Annotated in this window: 18 protein-coding genes; 6 read left to right on the top strand and 12 right to left on the bottom strand. The window is 69.7% G+C overall.

The features are described from left to right. Positions 1–214: 214 nt before the first annotated feature. The 5 genes from ABZT49_RS12950 to ABZT49_RS12930 form a co-directional block, all read right to left on the bottom strand. Positions 215–1,303, bottom strand: coding sequence for a glycosyltransferase (locus tag ABZT49_RS12950; protein WP_355286470.1), 1,089 nt, complete (start codon positions 1,301–1,303; stop codon positions 215–217). Further along, positions 1,300–2,472, bottom strand: a complete 1,173-nt coding sequence (locus ABZT49_RS12945) for a glycosyltransferase family 4 protein (RefSeq protein ID WP_355286469.1) — start codon at positions 2,470–2,472, stop codon at positions 1,300–1,302. Before ABZT49_RS12945 ends, ABZT49_RS12950 begins: the two co-directional genes overlap by 4 nt. After that, complete coding sequence (locus ABZT49_RS12940; RefSeq protein WP_355286468.1) at positions 2,457–3,755, bottom strand: TIGR04295 family B12-binding domain-containing radical SAM protein; 1,299 nt, start codon at positions 3,753–3,755, stop codon at positions 2,457–2,459. Before ABZT49_RS12940 ends, ABZT49_RS12945 begins: the two co-directional genes overlap by 16 nt. Positions 3,756–3,970: 215 nt before the next feature. Then, positions 3,971–5,044, bottom strand: a complete 1,074-nt coding sequence (locus ABZT49_RS12935; RefSeq protein WP_355286467.1) for an SDR family NAD(P)-dependent oxidoreductase — start codon at positions 5,042–5,044, stop codon at positions 3,971–3,973. Then, the gene (locus tag ABZT49_RS12930; protein ID WP_355286466.1) at positions 5,044–6,162 is read right to left on the bottom strand and encodes an SDR family NAD(P)-dependent oxidoreductase; all 1,119 of its coding nucleotides are present in this window, start codon (positions 6,160–6,162) and stop codon (positions 5,044–5,046) included. Before ABZT49_RS12930 ends, ABZT49_RS12935 begins: the two co-directional genes overlap by 1 nt. Positions 6,163–6,364: 202 nt before the next feature. Between ABZT49_RS12930 and mdoH the strand changes: the two genes are divergently transcribed. The 3 genes from mdoH (at position 6,365) to ABZT49_RS12915 (ending at position 9,468) form a co-directional block, all read left to right on the top strand. Beyond that, on the top strand, positions 6,365–8,317 hold the full coding sequence (gene mdoH, locus ABZT49_RS12925; RefSeq protein ID WP_355286465.1) for a glucans biosynthesis glucosyltransferase MdoH: 1,953 nt from the start codon (positions 6,365–6,367) through the stop codon (positions 8,315–8,317). A gap of 101 nt (positions 8,318–8,418) precedes the next feature. Next, positions 8,419–8,874: a helix-turn-helix domain-containing protein gene (locus tag ABZT49_RS12920; protein WP_355286464.1), complete on the top strand. Its 456-nt coding sequence runs from the start codon at positions 8,419–8,421 to the stop codon at positions 8,872–8,874. Positions 8,875–8,877: 3 nt separating this feature from the next. After that, positions 8,878–9,468 carry a PIN domain-containing protein gene (locus ABZT49_RS12915; protein ID WP_355286463.1) on the top strand — a complete coding sequence of 197 codons (591 nt, stop codon included), beginning with the start codon at positions 8,878–8,880 and terminating at the stop codon, positions 9,466–9,468. Positions 9,469–9,575: 107 nt separating this feature from the next. Here ABZT49_RS12915 and ABZT49_RS12910 read toward each other — a convergent pair whose 3' ends face one another. Next, a complete protein-coding gene (locus tag ABZT49_RS12910; protein WP_355286462.1) occupies positions 9,576–10,040 on the bottom strand; it encodes a hypothetical protein in 465 nt (154 codons plus the stop codon). Between the two features lie 92 nt (positions 10,041–10,132). Next, on the bottom strand, positions 10,133–11,287 hold the full coding sequence (locus ABZT49_RS12905; RefSeq protein WP_355286461.1) for a PLP-dependent aspartate aminotransferase family protein: 1,155 nt from the start codon (positions 11,285–11,287) through the stop codon (positions 10,133–10,135). 185 nt (positions 11,288–11,472) lie between these two features. Here ABZT49_RS12905 and ABZT49_RS12900 point away from each other — a divergent pair, with 185 nt between their 5' ends. Continuing rightward, complete coding sequence (locus ABZT49_RS12900; protein ID WP_355286460.1) at positions 11,473–11,997, top strand: TspO/MBR family protein; 525 nt, start codon at positions 11,473–11,475, stop codon at positions 11,995–11,997. 205 nt (positions 11,998–12,202) lie between these two features. On the opposite strand, the gene ABZT49_RS12895 is transcribed toward ABZT49_RS12900, so the two are convergent. Beyond that, positions 12,203–13,180 carry a quinone oxidoreductase gene (locus tag ABZT49_RS12895; protein ID WP_355286459.1) on the bottom strand — a complete coding sequence of 326 codons (978 nt, stop codon included), beginning with the start codon at positions 13,178–13,180 and terminating at the stop codon, positions 12,203–12,205. A 113-nt stretch (positions 13,181–13,293) separates the two neighbouring features. Between ABZT49_RS12895 and ABZT49_RS12890 the strand changes: the two genes are divergently transcribed. Continuing rightward, entirely contained in the window at positions 13,294–14,193 is a 900-nt protein-coding gene (locus tag ABZT49_RS12890) for a LysR family transcriptional regulator (RefSeq protein WP_355286458.1), read from the top strand. Positions 14,194–14,199: 6 nt separating this feature from the next. Here the strand turns inward: ABZT49_RS12890 and ABZT49_RS12885 are convergent, their stop codons facing one another. From ABZT49_RS12885 to ABZT49_RS12870, 4 genes are all read right to left on the bottom strand, one after another. Next, positions 14,200–14,580 (bottom strand): response regulator, encoded by a 381-nt coding sequence (locus ABZT49_RS12885; RefSeq protein WP_109973664.1) that lies wholly within the window; start codon positions 14,578–14,580, stop codon positions 14,200–14,202. Positions 14,581–14,954: 374 nt separating this feature from the next. Continuing rightward, positions 14,955–15,767 carry a hypothetical protein gene (locus ABZT49_RS12880; RefSeq protein WP_355286457.1) on the bottom strand — a complete coding sequence of 271 codons (813 nt, stop codon included), beginning with the start codon at positions 15,765–15,767 and terminating at the stop codon, positions 14,955–14,957. 722 nt (positions 15,768–16,489) lie between these two features. Beyond that, positions 16,490–17,059, bottom strand: a complete 570-nt coding sequence (gene hpt, locus ABZT49_RS12875; protein ID WP_093570242.1) for a hypoxanthine phosphoribosyltransferase — start codon at positions 17,057–17,059, stop codon at positions 16,490–16,492. A gap of 14 nt (positions 17,060–17,073) precedes the next feature. Then, positions 17,074–17,796, bottom strand: coding sequence for a zinc-ribbon domain-containing protein (locus tag ABZT49_RS12870; RefSeq protein ID WP_355286456.1), 723 nt, complete (start codon positions 17,794–17,796; stop codon positions 17,074–17,076). Positions 17,797–18,020: 224 nt separating this feature from the next. Here ABZT49_RS12870 and ftsE point away from each other — a divergent pair, with 224 nt between their 5' ends. Then, positions 18,021–18,740, top strand: coding sequence for a cell division ATP-binding protein FtsE (ftsE, locus tag ABZT49_RS12865; RefSeq protein ID WP_355286455.1), 720 nt, complete (start codon positions 18,021–18,023; stop codon positions 18,738–18,740). The last annotated feature ends 16 nt before the right edge of the window (positions 18,741–18,756 follow it).

Here is an 18,756-nt window from a genome sequence, read left to right as displayed (position 1 = left end):
GCGCAACATCGCCCTGATCCGACGCATGGCTCTCAATAACCTGCGTCGTGATCCGACCAAGGCCTCGCTCCACACCAAAATGCAGATGGCTGGCTGGGACGACGATTTCCTGGAACGCCTCGTTCGCCATATGCGATAGCCCTGCCGTGGAGGGGGAGGGTTCAGGAGCCGTCGGCCTTCGAAGGATAGGTTCGAACGGGGAAAGCCGTCCCGCTCACCCCCGCAGCCGCTCCGCCACCGCCAGCAGCTCCGCCGCCCGATGCGCGCAGGTGTGCCGCGCCCGGATCGTCCGCAGACCGTGCTCCGCGAGTTCCACCCGCAAGCTCGCATCGCGCGCAAGGTCGCGCAGGTGGCGTTCCATCGCCGCGCCGTCCGGCGCCACCAGGAAGTCGCGTCCCGGCGTGAACAGGCCTTCGCTGTCGCGCCAGGGCGCCGAGACCAGGGGGATGCCGCAGGCCAAAGCCTCGAACACCCGGATCGTCGGGATGCCCGGCAGGGCCTCGACGTAGAAGCGCCGCGGCACGTGCACGGTGGCGAGGTGGTGCGAGAAGACCTCTGGGGCGCGGGCATTGGGCAGCCAGCCGCGGTAGCGGGCGCCGTAGCGCCCCAGCGTCGCGAGAGCCGCGTCAGGATAGCGCACGCCCCAGATATCGAGGGGCAAGCCCGCCCGCTGCGCCGGCCCGAACAGGAAGTGCTCCAGCTCGGCGCTGCGCTCGCCGTCGCCCCAGTTGCCGATCCAGACCAGTCCCTCGCGAAAACCCTCCACCGCCGGCGGATGGAACAGGCGGGTATCGGCGGCCTCGTGCCAGACGACGACGCGATGTCCCCAGCCCCAGCCGCGATAGACCTCGGCCAGCGTCTCGCCGAAGGCCAGCACGCCGTCATACCCCGAGAGGTCGTAGGCCCGCATCGCGTCGGGCTCGCTCACCGCGCGGTGGTGGGTGTCGTGGAAGAGGAGCGTGAACCGGCCGCCGTTGCGCCGCGCCGCGCCGATGCGGGCGACGAGGGCCGGCGCGTTCCACTCGTGCACCAGCACGAGGTCCGCGCCGTCGAGCGCCGCCTCCGGATCGGAGCCCGGCGGGTCGATCGTGGCCGTCAGTTCCGGGTAGGGCGCCAGCGAAGAGGCGAGGCCCGCCTCGCCGTGGTCGCGACGAAGATTCTCGACGCTCCAGGCATCCGCCGGCTCGTGCACGGCCACCGTGTGGCCGAGGGCCTGCAGCTCGCGCAGCACCCCGCGCAGGAAATGGGCGTTACCGTGGTTCCAGCACGAGCGCAGGGAATGCGTGAAGGCGACGATCCTCACGCCGGCGCCCCGGCCCGCAGGGGCGGGGCCTCGAGCACCGCCCGGTAGACATCGAGCACGCCCGCCGTCATCGCCTCGACCGTGAACGCCTCGGCCCGCATCCGCGCCTCGGCGCCGAGCCGCGCCCGGATCGCGGGATCGGCCGCCACCATCTCGATGGCGTGGGCGAAGCCCGCCTCGTCCTCGGGCGCGATGAAGATCGCGGCCTCGTCCCACAATTCGCGGAAGGTCGGGATGTCGGAGAGCACCAGGGCGCATCCGGCGCTCGCTGCCTCCAGGACGCCGAGGCCGAAGGGCTCGTAGCGGGCGGCGGAGGCGTAGATCGGGCTGCCGGCGAGCCAGCGCGCCACGTCCTGGTCGCTGAGTCGCCCCAGCGGTCGCAGATGCTCGGGCGAGAACTGCGCCGCGTTCGGACCTTTCAGGTCGCCGGCGGCGAGCAGCGGCAGCTGCATCCGGGCGGCGGCCCGGTCGAGGGTGCGGGCGTTCTTGCCCTCGTCCCAGAGCCGGCCGGCGGTGAAGGCGAAGGGCGAGGCGGCCGCGCCCGCCGGACTGCGCTGGCCGCGGTCGGCGGGCTTGCGCCGGCCGTTCGGCACCACCCGGGGCGGGGCGATGCCGTATGTCGCGGCGGTGGCCTCCGCGAAGGCGCGGGTCGGGCTCAAGAGCGCGTCGACCCGGCGGTAGCCCTCCGCCGCGAGGCTCGCCCGCCAGGCGAGGTCCGGCGGCAGCGGGCCGGGGCGCATCGCCGCCCACCAGGTCGCCACGCAGGAATGCGCCACCGCCACCACGGGGGCGCAGAACTCGGTCAGCGCGGCGAGCGCCGGGCTGTTGAGGTGGATCAGGTCGGCGCCGGCCCGCTCGGCCTCGCGGGCGACCATCGCGGCGGCGGCCTCGACCTCGCCGGGGGTCAGCGCCGTCCAGTCGAGGCTCGCCCCGAGGGGGCAGAGGGCGAGGCCGCGGATGGCGCGGGCGGCGCGGAGCTGGTCCTGGCACGGCTCGGGCCCCAGCACCGCGAGCGTCACCCCGATGCCCTGGCGGGTCAGCTCCTCGGCGAGGTCGAGCCCGTATTGCCAGACGCCGCCGACCGCATCGACGGTCATGAACAGGTTCAGGACCGGCGCCCCCCGGTAGGGGAGGGGACGTCCGGCCGGGACCGTCAGGCTGGGCAGCATGCCGCCTCCAACTCGCGCAACGGGGCCGGCCGCTCCTCTTGGATGTCGCTGAAGCGGTCGAACTGGCCGAGGTAATGGGCGTGCGCCCGCTCCCAGGCCTCGCCGTCCGGCTCGCCCCAGAGGCGGCGGTAATCCGGCGAGGACGGGTAGGGGTAGAGCGGCACGGGATCGTTGGCCCAGACGCCGGCGGCGCGCAGGCGGTCGCGCCAGGCCGCCACCAGCTCGGGATCGTCGCCCGCGACCTTGATCAGGTTCGCCTGCACGAACGGCACCGAGCGGCGAGCATGGATCAGGCGCTCGGCGAGATCGTCGGTCGAGGCGCGGCAATTCTTGTCGAGCATCGCGCGGCCGGCCTCCGTCAGGCTCTCGACGCCGGCCTCGATCGAGACGCAGCCCGCGGCACCCAGCAGGTCGAGCATGTCGGGCTTCCACAGGTCGATCCGCGTCTGCACCCCGAACTCCACCTTGCGCGCGGCGAGGGCCTCCAGCAGCGGTTTCTGCGGCAGGAAGATCTCGTCGATGAAGTAGAGATAGGTCGCTCCCTGCGCGATCAACCGGTCGACCTCCTCCAGGATGTGCGGCAGCGCGCGCCGCCGGTATTTGTCCCGGAAGTCGATCTTGGCGCAAAAGGTGCAGGAATAAGGGCAGCCGCGCGAGGCCTCGACCTCGGCACCCGGTCCCTCCGGCGCCCGGTCGAAGCGGTGGTGGTGGTGGGCGTGGCGCGCCACCCAGGCGTCGGGCCAGGACAGGGCCGGGAGATCGACGAAGCCAGTCGCCGCCGGCCCGCCGGTGACGACCGTCTCAGGTCCATCGCGAAAAGCGAGGGCCGGCACGGCATCGAGCCGAGCAAGCCCGCCCTCGGCCAATCGCGTCACCACCTCCTCGCACTCGCCGCGCACCACGATGTCGCAGGCGAGCTTGGTGAGCGTCGTCTCCGGGGTGACCGAGCCGTGCGGGCCGACCGCGACGGTGCGGCCGCCGCGATCCCCGAGCGCGTCGAGGAAGGCGCGGGGTACCCGCAGCTCGGGCTGGGCACAACGCCAGAACAGGTAGGTCGGGGCGGTGGTCACCACCGTCATCCCGGGGGCGAACTCCGCCACCCTCTCGGCCAGGGCGGTCAGGGAGAGCCCGTCGAGGGCCCCGTCCAGCATCAGCACCGCGTGGCCCGCCCGCTCCAGCAGCACCTTGCAGGCCCCGAGTTCGATCGGCAGGTGCGGGGAACGGCACCCGAAATAGATGCTGTTCTCGAAGCTCCAGGTCGGGTTGACGAGGGCGATTCTCAAAGCGGCTGTCCTGGACCGGGAACGGGCATCGCGATACTGGGGGCGACTATTGAGAAGTGGCGGGGCCGCTCCGGACGACAAGGGCTTTTCGCCCGAATGCGGTTAAGCGATTGATACCAATGGGACCGGCCTCATGCCGCAGGCGCATGGCGCAGTGAGCGCCATGCCGTTTTCGCGGGCTCAAGGCTGGAACCGAAGCGTCTCTCGCGCGTGGCTCAGGCCGGCACCGCCCGGGGAATCAGGCGCAGGCCCCGGCTCTCGGCGAGCCAATCCGCCAGCCGTGTCAGCCCCCGGTGCCAGGGCAGCGGCGCCCCGAGCCCGAGATCGGCGGCGGCGCGGCGGGTGTCGGAGACGTAGTAGCGCTGGTCGCCGGCGCGCCACTCCTCGAAGCCCAGGTCGAGGGGATGGCCGACGAGGCCCTCGATGGCCGCGAGCACCCGGCGCAGCGACACCGCGTTGGCCGGACCCCCGCCGAGATTGTAGGCCCGGCCCTTCACCTGCCCGATCCGCGCCAGCGCCGCCCGGTAAGCCGCGACCGCGTCGCCGACATCGAGCACGTCGCGCACCTGGCAGCCGTCGCCATAGACCGTGATCCGCTCGCGCTCCAGCGCCCGGATCAGGAAATGCGCGACCCAGCCCTGGTCCTCGGTGCCCATCTGGCGCGGGCCGTAGATGCAGCTCATCCGCAGGACACAGGTCGGCACCTCGAAGCTGCGGGCGTAGTCGAGCACGTACTGGTCAGCCCCGCCCTTCGAGCAGCCATAGGGCGTGTGGAAATCGAGGGGGCGGTCCTCGCCGATGCCGTGGGCGAGGATCTCCGGATCCTCCGGCGCGTAGGCGTCGCCCACCCGCCGGTAGGTCAGGTCGGCGAGGTCGCCATAGACCTTGTTGGTCGAGGCGAAGACCAGCGGGGCCGGGTCGGGGCGCCGGCGCAGGGCCTCGAGCAGGCTCAGCGTCCCACCGAGATTGACGGCGAAATCCGCCGCCGGATCGGTCAGGCTCGTCGTCACGGCGACCTGGGCGGCGAGGTGGACCACCGAAGAGGCCTCCGCGGCCGCCGCAGACAGGGAGCCCGCGTCGCGCATGTCCGCCGTCACGGCGGAGACCCGCTGCGGGTGGCGCTCCTTCAGCCAGGCGAGGTTGGCCTCGACCCCCGGACGCATGAGGGCGTCGTAGACGAGCACGTCCTGCCCTTCCGCCGCGAGGGAATCGGCGAGGTTCGAGCCGATGAATCCGGCGCCCCCGGTGATCAGGACCGGGCGCCGGCCGGTGATCGCGTGACCCGTCATCACGCCACCAGCCCGCGCCGGTCGAGCTCGCGGCGCGCCTCCTCGACCCGGTCCCGGGCCTCCTCCTGCTCCGCCACCCAGGCGGCGAGTTCCTTGAGCCCGTCCGCGAAGTCGCGGGCCGGACGGTAGCCCAACTTGTCGCGCGCCTTCGTGATGTCTGGGATGCAGTGTCGGATGTCGCCGGCCCGGGCTTTGCCGGCGATCTCCGGCGGCAGGTCCGGCCGGCCCATCGCCTGGGCGAGAAGGGCCGCGACCTCGCGCACCGAGCGGTCCTCGCCCGAGCCGATGTTGTAGACCTGGCCGGCGGCCCCGGGCCGGTCGAGGGCGAGCAGGAAGGCCTGGGCCACGTCATCGACCTGCACGAAGTCGCGCCGCTGGTGCCCGTCCTCGAAGATCACCGGGCTCGCGCCGTTGTGCAGGCGCGAGGCGAAGATAGCCAGCACGCCGGTATAGGGGTTTGAGAGCGCCTGGCCCGGCCCGTAGGCGTTCCAGAGGCGCAAGGCCACGCCCTCCATGCCGTAGGCTGGGGCCAGCATCAGGGTCAGGCGCTCCTGGGCGTACTTGCCCAGCGCGTAGACCGAGGCCAGGGCCGGGCGCTTCCATTCCGGGGTCGGCACCGGTACGAGCGGCCGCCCCTCCTCGTCGAGGGGATCCCACGGCGCGTCGGGGCCGGAGCGGGGCTGGCGCACGACCTCCTCGCGCACCCGCCCGTCGGCGCCGCGATACAGCCCCTCGCCGTAGACGCTCATCGAGGAGGCGACCACCACCCGCCGCACCGGCCGCTCGATCAGGGCTTGGAACAGGATCGCGGTGCCGTGCTCGTTGACCGCGACGTAGCGGTCGACGTCGTACATGCTCTGGCCGACCCCGACCTCGGCGGCGAGGTGGATCACCGCGTCGACGCCGGCCACGGCATCGGCCACCGCGCGCCCGTCGCGGATGTCGCCGCGCCGCAGCTCGACCGCGTCCGGCAGCCCCTCGGGCCTGGCCTGCGTCCCGTGGACCTGCTCGATCAGGCTGTCGAGCACGCGCACCCGGTCGCCCCGGGCGACGAGGGCCCGCGCCACGGCCCGGCCGATGAAGCCGGCCCCGCCGGTAATCAGGATGGTCTGCGGCACAAGTCGCGCTCCTCCGCTGCCGGCCTGCCTCGGCCGATACCTCCATCCTGTATCTATGGGGCGGGAACGCCGCGAACAGGTGTCATCGTTCTGGCGTCATTCAGCCCGATTGCTCCAAGAGATGTCAGCAGGATAGCGCCTGGACGGCGCTCGACCGGCATCCCGCTTCGGCTCCCCTCCACCGAGTTCACGCGACCCCTCCATGCCCCTCGTTCCCTCGTCGCACGATGCGGTGCCGGCTGCGCCCGGCGCGGAATTCGCCCACCGGCAGGACGTCAAGGAAGACGCCCGGCGGGAGGCCGCGTCCCTGCGCCGCCGCCGCCTGGCCCTGTTCCTGCCGACCGTCGCGACGGCGCTCGCCCTCGCGGCCGCGGCGCTCGCCGCGACCGGCGTGCCGGACGGGCCGCTCGAAGCGGCCGTGCTCGCGCTGTTCTGTCTGGCGATGGCCTGGCAGTCCTACATCGCCTGGACCTACCTTTACGGCGCGCTCGCCGCCGGACTCGGGGGCCGGGTGATGTCGGTGATCGAGCGGCAGGCCGCGACAACGCCGCCGGTGGCGAGCGGCCGCAGCCGCACCGCCGCCGTCGTGGCGATCCACGCCGAGGATGCGGCCGCGGTCTTCGCGGCGATCCGGGTGATGGCGCGATCGCTGGCCCGCACTGGCGGCGACGGGCGCGACCTCGACATCTTCGTTCTCAGCGACACCCGCGACCCGGAGATTGCGGCGGCCGAGGAGCGCGAATTCGCCCGCATCCAGGCATGGCGCGAAACCACCGGGTCCGGCCTGCCGGCGATCCGCTACCGCCGCCGGCGGGAGAATACCGGCCGCAAGGCCGGCAATATCGGCGAGTTCTGCGCCACCTACGGCCACGACTACGACTTCATGATCGTGCTCGACGCCGACAGCCTGATGACCGGTGCGGCCATGCGCCGCCTGGTGCGGCTGATGGAGGAGAACCCGCGCACCGGCCTGATCCAGACCGTCAGCTACGCCGCCGGGCGCGACACGCTGTTCGCCCGTATCCAGCAATTCGCCGTGCGGCTCTACGCCCCGCTCTCGATCCGAGCGCTGGAGACCTGGCAGGGGCCGGACGGCGGCTATTGGGGCCACAACGCCATCCTGCGCGTCAAAGCCTTCGCGGCCAACGCCGACTTGCCGGTGCTGCCCGGCCGCGCGCCGCTCGGCGGCGAGATCCTGTGCCACGACACGGTCGAGGGGGCGTTCCTGCGCCGGGCCGGCTGGGAAGTGCGCCTCCTGCCGGAAGAGCCCGGCACCTGGGAGGAGATGCCCACCAACCTCACCGACCTGCTCGGCCGCGAACGGCGCTGGTGCCAGGGCAACCTGCAGCATCTCGGCATCATCGGTCTGCCCGGCCTCACCGCCGGCAGCCGCTGGCACCTCGGCGCCGGCATCCTGTCCTACCTCGCCTCGCCGGTCTGGGTCGCCTTCCTGGCCCTCGGGACTTGGCAGGCGATCCGCAGCGGCGATCTCGGATTGCTCGCCTACGGCCTCACCGGCGACGGCCCGGCGGCGGCGATCCTGGCATCCTTGAGCCTCGCCGTGCTGGCGGCACCGAAGCTCCTCAGCCTCGGCCACGTCCTCATGTCTTCTCAGCGCCGCGCCGCCTTCGGGGGCACCCGGAACCTGCTCGTGAGCGCCGCCCTCGAGCAGGCGCTGTGGGTGCTGCTCTGGCCGGTCATGACCCTGTTCAATGCCGGCGCCGTGGCGACGACCTTTGCGGGTCGCGTGGTGCGCTGGGATACCCAGGTGCGCGACGACCGCAGGGTGCCGTGGTCCGAGGCCTGCCGGCTCCAGGCCGATTCGCTGGTCGCCGGTGGCCTGCTGGCGGCGGCCGTGGCCTACGCCGCCGATGCGCTGCTGGCCCTCTGGATGGCGCCGCTCGTCCTCGCGCTCCTGGTGAGCCCGGCCCTCAGCGTCCTGACGAGCCGGGCCGATCTCGGCCAGGCGGCGCGCCGGCGCGGCCTGTTCCTCACGGTCGACGACACCGCCCAGGCCCCGGAGCTGCGCGACCTCGCCGCCGCCCGCGCCGCGCCGCCGGCCCTTGCCCGGTCGCTTCAGGTACGCGGCGAGGCCCCGGTCTGGCTCGCCACGGCGACCGACGACGCGAAGGCGCTGCCGTCACGGGACATCTGAGCGACCGGAACGCCTCTCACGATCCCCGCGTTTCGACTGTTGCGTTCGTTGCGATTGTTGCGAATAGTGGGATCGCTTCGGTTCGGAAAGAGGGGGCCTTCATGACTGCGCCGGCCTACGTCGAACCTCTCGGTCGTCGCCTTCCCTCGGACGACGAGCGGGCGGCGGCCAACCAGCTCCGTACGATCCTGGCCAGTCACGCGACCGACCGAACGAGCCTGCGCATCCTCGACCAGGCCAAATCCCCGGTCGAGGTGACGCTCACCCCCGCCTTGTCGAACTTGCTGATCGACCTGCTGCGGCATGTCGGCAGCGGCCATGCGGTGACGCTGGTGTCGGTCGGACAGATGCTCTCCACCCAGCAGGCGGCCGACCTGCTGAACGTCTCGCGGCCGTTCCTCATCTCCCTGCTCGACCGGCAGGAGATCCCCCACACGCTGGTCGGGCGGCATCGCCGGATCAAGGCGGAGCATCTGTTCGACTACAAGCGAGCGCGGGATGCCAAGCGGGGCGAAGCGTTGTCCGCCCTGGCGGAGATGGACGCCGAGCATCTCTGAACCATGTTCGCCAGCCGCTTCACCGCCTTCATCGATGCCTGCGCACTTGCCGGTGCCTTGAAGCGGAACCTGCTGCTGACGTTGGCGGAGGCTGAGTTCTTTCGCGTTCGATGGTCAGAGCCCGTCCTGACGGAGACGGAGCGCGCCATCGCGGAGATTCTGTCAGGCAAGGGTGTTCCCGACGCTGATGCCCACGCGATGCGCGCGCGAGCCAACATGGAGGCAGCGTTCGAGGAGGCCATGGTCACGGGCTTCACGGATCTCCTGATCCACGGTGAAAAACTGCCGGACAAGGACGATGCCCACGTCCTGGCTGCAGCGATCAAGACGCGAGCCTCGGTCATCGTGACGGACAACTTGAAGGATTTTCCAGCGGAGATTCTTCTGCCGCTGGATCTGGAGGCTCGTTCCACCGACGCTTTTCTAGCCGATACCATCGCGCTCGACATGGGCCGGGCGACTGCGGCTATTCGCACGATGCGGCTACGATTCAAGCGTCCCGAGAAGCACCCGGAGGCGCTTCTCGTCGACATGGATGCCGCCGGCCTTGTCGAGACAGTCGACGTGCTCCGTCCCTACGCCGCCGTGCTGTAGCGCTAAGCGGACTTGCGTCGGTAAGGCACGCTTCGTCCGCTCAAATTTTTGTTTGCCGCAGGTCTTATCGAAGAGCCAGTTACCACTCTTGCGAAATATGCTTAACCCTACTGCGCCGGCTTGCCCAGCACCTTGATCGGGTCGGTGCGCTGGCTCGGTTTCGGCTCGGCGGTGAGGCTGTCGGCGCGCTCCTCGGGGCGGCCGCGGACGCTGCCGGTGGTGGCGGGGCTGCCCTGGCCGGCGGTGGCGCGGTTGGTCGGGCTCGTCACCGGCACGGCGCCGCTGGCGAGTTCGAGGCAGGTCAGCATCTCGACGTAGCTCGGGAAGCCGCCGGCGCGCGATTGCTGCGAGCACTGGGTCTTGGCCGAACTGGAGAACTGGCCCCAGCGCTTGCGCAGCTCGTCGCCCGCCGAGCGCTCGGAGCGCAGGCAGCCGTCCGAGCCGGCCTCCTGGCTGACCGAGGCGCGGCCGGGGGATTGGCAAGTGCCTTCGATGTCGAGCCGCGGCGGACCATCCGCCGCGACGAGGACGAGGTGGGCGCCGAGGAGCGCGAAGGGCAGGGCGGCGGGCATGGTGGGTCTCCCGTGAACCGGAGAAGAAAAAGCTTCGCCGGTTCAACGCGCAGACAGTGCCGGAAGCTCCCGCGGCCGGATTGTCCGGCCTCTCACTCCTGCCGCAGGGCCTGGTCCAGGTCGGCGTAGAGGTCGTCCGCATCCTCGATGCCGACCGAGAGCCGCAGCAGGTCCGGCGGGCAGGGGGTGCTCGGGCCCTCGATCGAGGCGCGGTGCTCGATCAGGCTCTCGACGCCGCCGAGCGAGGTCGCGCGCTTCCACAGGCCCACCCGGGCCGCCGCCCGGATCGCCGCCGCCTCGCCCGCCGCCACCCGGATCGACAGCATGGTGCCGAAGCCGCCGGTCATCTGGCGCGCCGCCACCGCGTGGCCGGGATGCCGGGCCAAGCCCGGATACAGCACCTGAGCCACGGCGGGATGCGCCGAGAGCCGCCGGGCGAGATCGCCGGCATTCGCCATCTGGGCCGCGATGCGCACGTGCAGGGTACGCATGCCGCGCATCAAGAGGTAGGCCTCGAAGGGCCCCAGGATCGCGCCGTTGCCGGAGCGGATGCGCTGGATCCGGGCCCAGAACTCGTCGGGCTTGGCGCCGGCGAGCGCCCCGGCGATCACGTCGGAATGGCCGTTGAGCACCTTGGTGGCGGCGTGCATCACCACGTCCGCGCCGAGGCTCAGGGGGCGGGTGACCACCGGCGAGCTCGCGGTGGAATCGACGGCGAGGCGCGCGCCGGCCGCATGGGCGATCTCGGCGGCGCCCGCGATGTCGGTGACGGTCCAGAGCGGGTTCGACGGGGTCTCCAGCCAGACGAGCTTGGTCTGCCCGGGCCGCACCGCGCTTCTGAGCGCGTCGAGGTCGTCGGTCGCGACGAAATCGACATTCAGGCCCCAGCGGGTCGCCTCCTCGGAGAGCCAGCGGCGCAAAGCCCAATACATCACGGTCGGCGCGACGATGTGGTCGCCGGGATCGAGGGCGCCGAACACCGCCGTGGCGGCGGCCATGCCGGAGGAGAACAGCAGCGCGCCGGCCTCCGCCTCCTCCAGCATCGCGATCACCGCTTCGGCCTCGCGCACCGTGGCGTTGTCGGGCCGGCCGTAGACGTAGCCGGAGGAGTAATGGTTGTCGGGGTCGCGGATGTAGGTGGTGGCGACGTGGATCGGCGGCACCACCGCCTTCGTGACCGGATCGACGTGGCCGAGCGCCTGGGCGGCGAGGCTCTTCTTCGACCATTGGCGCGGGGCGCTGCTCATGCCGGACTCCAGGATGCGGTGAGGATTTTTTTGCTCCCCCGCCGCCCTTGCAGAACCGGTGCCGGCGCGCAACCTCCATCCCGGTATAGTGCACCTCACAAAACTCCCGTTGCGCTGACGTCGCCAGAGCGAGCGACGACGGTGATCGGGAATTTTGTGAGAGACACATAGCACCCGAGCCCGAGATGCCGCCGACCGCCACGCTTCACCGTCCCGCCCGGCCCGTCCTCTCGCCTCTGCCGCGCCTCCTCGCGGCGATCGCCCCCGTCGCCGCGGTGGCGGTCGTGGGGAGTCTCGCGACGACGCCGAACATTCCGACTTGGTACGCGGGCCTCGCCAAGCCCGGCTTCACGCCGCCGAACTGGCTGTTTCCGGTCGCCTGGACGATCCTCTACACGCTCATCGCCTTTTCGGGCTGGCGGGTGCTCGGCACCACCCCGGCGACGGGGGGCCTGCGGCGCACCCGGACGCTCGCCCTGTGGGCGTTCTTCGTCCAGCTCGCCCTCAACGGCGCTTGGACGCCGGTGTTCTTCGCCCGGCACGACCTCGGCGGCGGCCTCGTCGTGGTGGTCGCCCTGCTGGTGATGATCCTATGGACGATCCGGCTCTTCCTGCCGCTCGACCGTCTCGCCGCCCTCGTCCTCGTGCCCTACGCCGCCTGGGTGGCCTACGCGAGCGCGCTCAACGCGGCGATCTGGTGGATGAATTGAGGTGTCGCAGCATCCCGCTTCCATCCCAACCACAACCTCATCCTGAGGTGTCAGTCGATCGGAGATCGACTGACCTCGAAGGAGGCCTCCAGTAACCTCCGCGATCCCTGGAGGCCTCCTTCGAGGCTCACTGCGTTCGCACCTCAGGATGAGGTTGTGAACGGGCTGAGCGATATTCTCGACGTCTTGAACGCCGAACGTTTTCTTACGGCACCAGCACGATCGCCCCGGTCACCGTCCGCGCCTCCGCCGCCGCGTGCGCCTCCACCACCCGGTCGAGGGGGAAGCGGGCCCCGATATCGACCGCGACGTGGCCGCAGCCGATCGCATCGAACAGGTCGGCGGCGTTGGCCCGGAAGGTGGCCGGGTCGGCGTTGTGCGGGAAGACCGAGGGGCGGGTCAGGAACAGGCAGCCCTTCTTGTTCAGGAGTTCCGGATCGATCGCCGGGGCGGGCCCCGACGCCGCGCCGTAGGAGACGACGAGCCCGAACGGGGCGGCGCAGTCGAGGGATTGGAGCAGGGTATCCTTGCCGACCGCATCGTAGACGACTCGGGCCTTGGCGCCGCCGGTCGCCTCCAGGAAGGCCTTGGGCCAGTCGCCGTCGAGGTCGATCACGGCGGCGCAGCCGGCGGCGAGTGCAGCGTCGCGCTTGGCCGCGGAGCCGGTGGTGCCGATGACCGTGGCGCCGAGCGCCGTGGCCCAGCGGGTCAGGATCTGGCCGACGCCGCCGGCGGCCGAGTGGACCAGCAGCAGGTCGCCCGCCTGGACCGCATGGGTCCTGCGCAGCAGGTACTGCGCCGTCATGCCCTTGAACAGCAGGGCGGCGGCGGTCTCGTCGCCGACGCCGTCGGGCAGCCGCACGAGCTTCCCCTCCGGCACGTTGCGCCGGTCGGCATAGGCGCCGACCCCGGCATTCATGTACGCCACGCGGTCGCCGGGCTTCACCTCCATCACGCCGGGCCCCACCGCCTCGACCACGCCCGCCGCCTCGAAGCCGAGCCCGGTCGGCCGCTCGAGCGGGTAGATGCCCCGGCGCTGGTAGATGTCGATGAAGTTGAAGCCGATCGCGGTCTGGCGCAGGCACACCTCGCCCGCCCCGGGCGCGGCCAGCTCGCCGCTCTGCAGCGTCATGACCTGGGGCGGGCCGAACTCGGTGATCACCACGCGGCGTTGGGTCGTCATGTCGGGTCTCTCCTCTGATCCGCCCCGCTCGTCGTAGTCCCGGTATGAACCCGCCGGGGGCCGTGATAAATCCGGGCCCGCATTCGAAATTCGAAACGCCGGGTTTGCGATCGATGGACCGTCTCGCGGGCATGGAGGCCTTCGCCCGGGCCGTCGAGACGGGCTCGTTCTCGGCCGCGGGCGACCTGCTCGGGCTCTCGCCGCAGGCGGTCGGCAAGCAGGTGCGCCTGCTGGAGGAGCATCTCGGCGTCCGGCTGATCCACCGCACGACGCGCCGGCAGAGCCTGACCGAGGCGGGGCGCGACCTCTACGAGCGGGTACGGGTCATCCTGGCGGAGGTCGAGGCGGCGGAGGCGGTGGCGGCGCGCAGCCAAGCGGTGCCGCGGGGCCAGATCCGCGTGAACGCTCCCGTCACCTTCGGCGCCTACGACCTCGCCCGGGCGCTGCCCGCCTATCTGGCGGCCTACCCGCAAGTCGATGTCGAGCTGACCCTCTCGGACCGGAAGGCCGACCTGATCGAGGAGGGCTACGAGGTGATCTTCCGCGTCGGTCCGCCGGCCGGGAACGGCCTGATCGCCCGCTCTTTACGCCCGATGGACTTCGCCCTCTGCGCCGCCCCGTCCTACCTCGCGGCGCGGGGCGCGCCGCGCGCGCCGGCCGACCTCCGGCAGCACGAATGCCTGGGTTTCGCCTACATGGCGACGGGGGATCAGTGGCGCTTCGTCGGGCCGGAGGGCCCGGAGACGGTCGAGGTGTCGTACCGGCTCCTGGTCAATAACGGCCAGGCTCTCCTGACCGCGGCGCTCGCCGGTCTCGGCCTGCTGCTGCAGCCGATCGCCCTGGTGCGGGATGCCGTGGCGGCGGGCCATCTGGTGCAGGTGCTGCCGGCCTATCGGCCGGTCTCCCGCCCGATGCATCTGCTCTACGCGCCCGACCGGCGGATCACCCCGAAGCTGCGGTCCTTCATCGATTTCGCGCTCGCCCGCTTCGCCGGCCCGGCTCCTGCGAAGTGAGGCGCGTCAGCGCGCCGCTACCACCCCGGCGCCGCGCAGGGTGCGGGACACCGTGGCGCGCATGTCGGCGAGGGTGAAGGGCTTGGTCAGCACGTCGGCGACGATCGCGTCGAGGCCGCGGGCGCGCTCGCGCTGGTCGGCGAAGCCCGTCATCAACAGGATCGTCAGGTCCGGATAGTCGCGCTTGGCGGCGAGCGCCAAGGCGATGCCGTCCATCAGCGGCATGCGGATGTCGGTCAGCATCAGGTCGAACGCAGTCTCTGACAACCGGTCGAGACCGTCGCTGCCGTCGACCGCCGTCACGACCGTGTGACCGTCCATCTCTAGCCCGCGCTTCAGGAAGCCGCGGATCGGTTCCTCGTCGTCGACCAGCAGGATGCGCGCCATGTCCTCTTGTCTCTCGTCCTCTCGTCGCTTCGGGCCGAAAAACCACGCGGACAGGAGGAGTGTGACGGGGCCGGCGGCACCGGGTCAAGCCGTTGCGGCAGTTGCGGTTCCGAAATCGTGCTGCTTTCCCGAGCGAGACGCGTCGGCGTTGCAAACGCGCACCGCTTCGGGCCCAAACGCCGCGCCGGGCGCGGTGCAGTTTTGTTGTTTTCACATCAAAAGGTGGATCGTTGTTTGTAGTCCGGCCCCAATCGATCCAACCTCCTTGGGCCTTCGCAAGAGTCACGTAGATCGTGCGGTTAATGATTCAAATTCGTAAATCTCGCACTCCAGATTAACTTTCGCAATATGTCGATGCGTCGGTTTTTCCTATTTTATCTCTCAAAAGAATATTTTCCCTGCCACTTCGGAATAGAAATACTATTGATGTTATCATATTTTAAAGTGTGTACTAAATCTTTATCAAGATAAGAGTCGATGTAATCGATGTCTTCGAGCGGAAAATCTGATTGAGGGTTATAGCTCAACACAGCATCGCGATAGTCGGTGAAAAGTAACGGATCGCCTTTGGTTGATTCCGCTGGGATGGTGATTTTTCCGGCGAGTGACACTCCCGACGAATGAATCCATTCCAGGAATCCTGCTAGGTCCACTACAAGATCCTCGTATCTGATAAGTCGCGCGTTGCTAATATCGTTGACAACGGTCAGGTAAGATTTTGTCTTGCGATTCCATAAATCAATAGGAGATTCTATCAAAATATCATCAAGATTATCTCTCTGATTTGCGATAAAGGCGCTTCGCAAAAATTCTGATTTGGTCGTATTTCGAAGCGGCATGAGATTGTATGGGCGTCTAAATAACGAATTTAGATATGAATACGGATTTTTTACAATAAAAAGAAACATAGTTTTATCAAAAATCTCCGCCATGCGAAGATAACAAGATGTCACAGCTGAATGTTTCCAGCCAAAATTTGATTGAAATTCTTCCAATCTTTGATTATCAATTAGTCTATTAAGTGCAAAATATCTAAAATTCTCATCAAATATGTGTGACCTAGAATTGGGCACAGTATTATCGCCATGCTCAAGAACTTTAATTGCAGTAAAATTCCTTGAACAAAGCTGAATTAAGAAGTTTGTCCCGCAGTTTCTCTCGCCAAAAATTTTAATGAAATCGTACACTCATCCCTCCTGGTCGTATGCTTTAACGAAAGGCCCGCACAGGCTAAGTCTGACCATCGACGTCGGGTCCAAAAGGCGTCGGTTGCGGGCGCAGCAGTCTCGCTCTCGCGCCGTCCAAGCGCCGCACCGTCCTTGCCCCCCAGCCACTCACGAAATGCCCTCCAGTACAAGCACGCGGTGGCCGACGCCGTGCAGGCGGGCCGGGAAGCGATCCTTCGCCTGCACGCCGAGCGTGGTCGACCGCTGCTCCCGTGGCGGCGTTGCAGATAGCATAAGCCCCGAGCGGTGGTGGGTCGAAGCGAGGTTTGGTTCTGTGCCGCCGGCACCGGGACGGTGCCAAAGCCCGCTCGCGCCAGACCGCCCGGCGCAGGCCGGCCCGGGCCTCCGAGAAGGTGGGTTGAGCTTTCGGGTCCCGGGCGGCCTGCGCCACCTTGCGGCGCACCCGGGCGGACGCGCGGCCGGCAGGGTGACGATCGAGAACAGGGCGAGGTCCGGGCGATCGCCTTGTCCGACCACGGGCGCTGGGTCTCAACGCCCAGGCGGGCGCGCGTCCCCTGGACCGTCGCCGCGACGCTCCAGTGCCGCACGATCCTTCGACAAGCTCAGGAGGAGGCAGGCCAGAATCTGCTCAGGGCCGCGGGCGAGGCCGTCGCACAGCAGCGCCTGAGGCGCAAAGCGCCATGCCACCCCACCGCCGTCGCGGAGGCGACCACGAACGCGCGCTAAACCTTGTCGAACAGATCCGGCCCGCCGTCGCCGTAATCGACGAGGCCGACATAGGGCAGTTGCCGGAAGGCGTGGGCGACGTCCATCCCGTAGCCGACCACGAACACGTCCGGGCAGGTGAAGCCGACGTAATCCGCGTCCATCGTCACCGCGCGCTTGCCGGGTTTTTCCAGCAGCACGGTGGTGAGCACCCGGCGCGCGCCGCGGGCCATCAGGAGGTCCTTGGCGTAGACGAGGGTGCGGCCGGATTCGAGGATGTCGTCGATCAAGAGCACGTCGCGCCCGCGCACCTCGCTCTCGACGTCGCGCAGGATCGCCACCTGGCCCGACGACACCGTGGCGGCGCGGTAGCTCGACAGGTGGATGAACTCGACCTGCGGCGCGAGACCCGCCCGGTGCAGGGCCCGGATCAGGTCGGCGGCGAACATGAAGCTGCCCTTGAGCACCGCAACCACTAGGAGGTTCTCCAGCGGCTGGCTCGCGATGGCGCGGGCGATCTCCTCGTTGCGCTGCGCGATGGCGGATTCGTCGAACAGGACGCGGACGCGGGGCAGGGGCGGGTTCATTGGTCTCGGCAGGTTCACTTGGGGTTCGTCGGAGCCCTCAGGCTGACGGCAGAATCCCCGCTGTCAACCGCGGCAAAGCGGACCAGCACGTCGCGCCCCCTGGCCGGCGCGTTCGGCAGCTCGGCCCGGAAGCGGGCGGATTCCTCAGGTTCGAGCCGGTCCCGCGGCGCGGGGGCGGTCCAGCGGTAGACGACCTGGCCGTGCTCGTCGCGCAGTTCGAGGCGCAGGGGCGGTACCGCCACCGCCTCCCTCGCGGCGCTCACCAGGTCGCCCTCGACCACGACGCGGCCGCTGCCGGAGGCGTCCGGCACCTGGTAGGCGGCGACGTCCCGGAAGGCGAGGCCGCGCAGGTTCACCGGCAGGCCGAGCCCCGCATAGAGCCGGGCGGTCTGGGGCAGGGCGCGCACGAGTCCGGTTCGGCCCGCCGGTACCAGGGCGAGCACGACGGCAACCAAGCCCGCGGCCGCCAGCGCCGCTCCGGCGAGGCGCCGGCGCGACGGCTGCCCGGCGGCGAGCGCCTTCGCGGCCCGCGCCCCGGCCCGGCGGGGCGCTGCGGTCCCGGCGGCGGAGAACACCGCCTCGCCCGGGGGCGAGAGGTCGGGGCCCGGCTCCGCGGTGGGGGCGGAGACGAACCAGGGTTCGCGGCAGGCGGCGCAGCGCACGGTGCGCCCTGCCGGGCCGATCTGCTCGGAATCGAGCGTATATTCGCTTGCGCAGGCGGGACAGACGATCAGCATGGCGAATCAGTCGGGCGCGGCATCGGGGCCGGACCACGACTCCTCCCGCGACAGCCTTAATGCGTGGTAAAGCGGCGCGGATCGCCGGGGCCCTCGCGGTGACATGGCGCTCGTGCCGGACGGGCCCGGGCAAGCGACGCGGGATATCGAGCGACACGGGACATCGGGACCGGTCGGGACATGAGGACCGGTCAGGCATGGCGACCGGCGCGCAGGGAGACCGGATGGACGCGAGAAAGGACCGGGGGACCGGAAGCAGCCTGCTCGGCGGGATGGACGAGCCGGTGGTCCGGTTCGAGAATGTCGGGATGCGCTACGGGGTCGGCCCCGAGATCCTGAGCGACATCAGCTTCACCATCGCGCCGCACTCGTTCCAGTTCCTCACCGGCCCGTCGGGCGCCGGCAAGACGACGCTGCTGCGCCTGATCCTGCTCTCGGTGCGGCCGAGCCGGGGCCTCGTCTCGGTGTTCGGCGAGGAGGTGAGCGGCATCTCGAGCGGCGCGCTGACGAGCTTGCGCCGGCGCATGGGCGTGGTGTTCCAGGATTTCCGCCTGCTCGACCACCTGACGACCTACGAGAACGTTGCCCTGCCGCTCCGCGTCCAGGGCCGGGCCGAGACGAGCTACCGGGCCGAGGTGGTGGAGCTCCTGCGCTGGGTGGGCCTCGGCGAGCGCATGCACGTGCTGCCGCCGCTCCTGTCCGGCGGCGAGAAGCAGCGCGCGGCAATCGCCCGGGCGCTGATCGCCCGGCCGGAATTGCTGCTCGCCGACGAGCCGACCGGCAACGTCGACCCCCAGCTCGGCCGGCGCCTGCTGCGCCTGTTCGTCGAGCTCAACCGCCTCGGCACCTCGGTGCTGATCGCCACCCACGATTTCGCCCTGATGGACCTCGTCGACGCGCGCCGGTTCGTCCTGGGCAACAACCGCCTGCGGATCGAGGGATGATACAGTTTCCGATTGA

Origin of the sequence: Methylobacterium sp. EM32 (assembly GCF_040593685.1) — a bacterium.
Lineage (GTDB): Bacteria > Pseudomonadota > Alphaproteobacteria > Rhizobiales > Beijerinckiaceae > Methylobacterium.
Note: the sequence above shows the minus strand (reverse complement) of the source record. Positions and strands in the feature narration are given on the sequence as shown.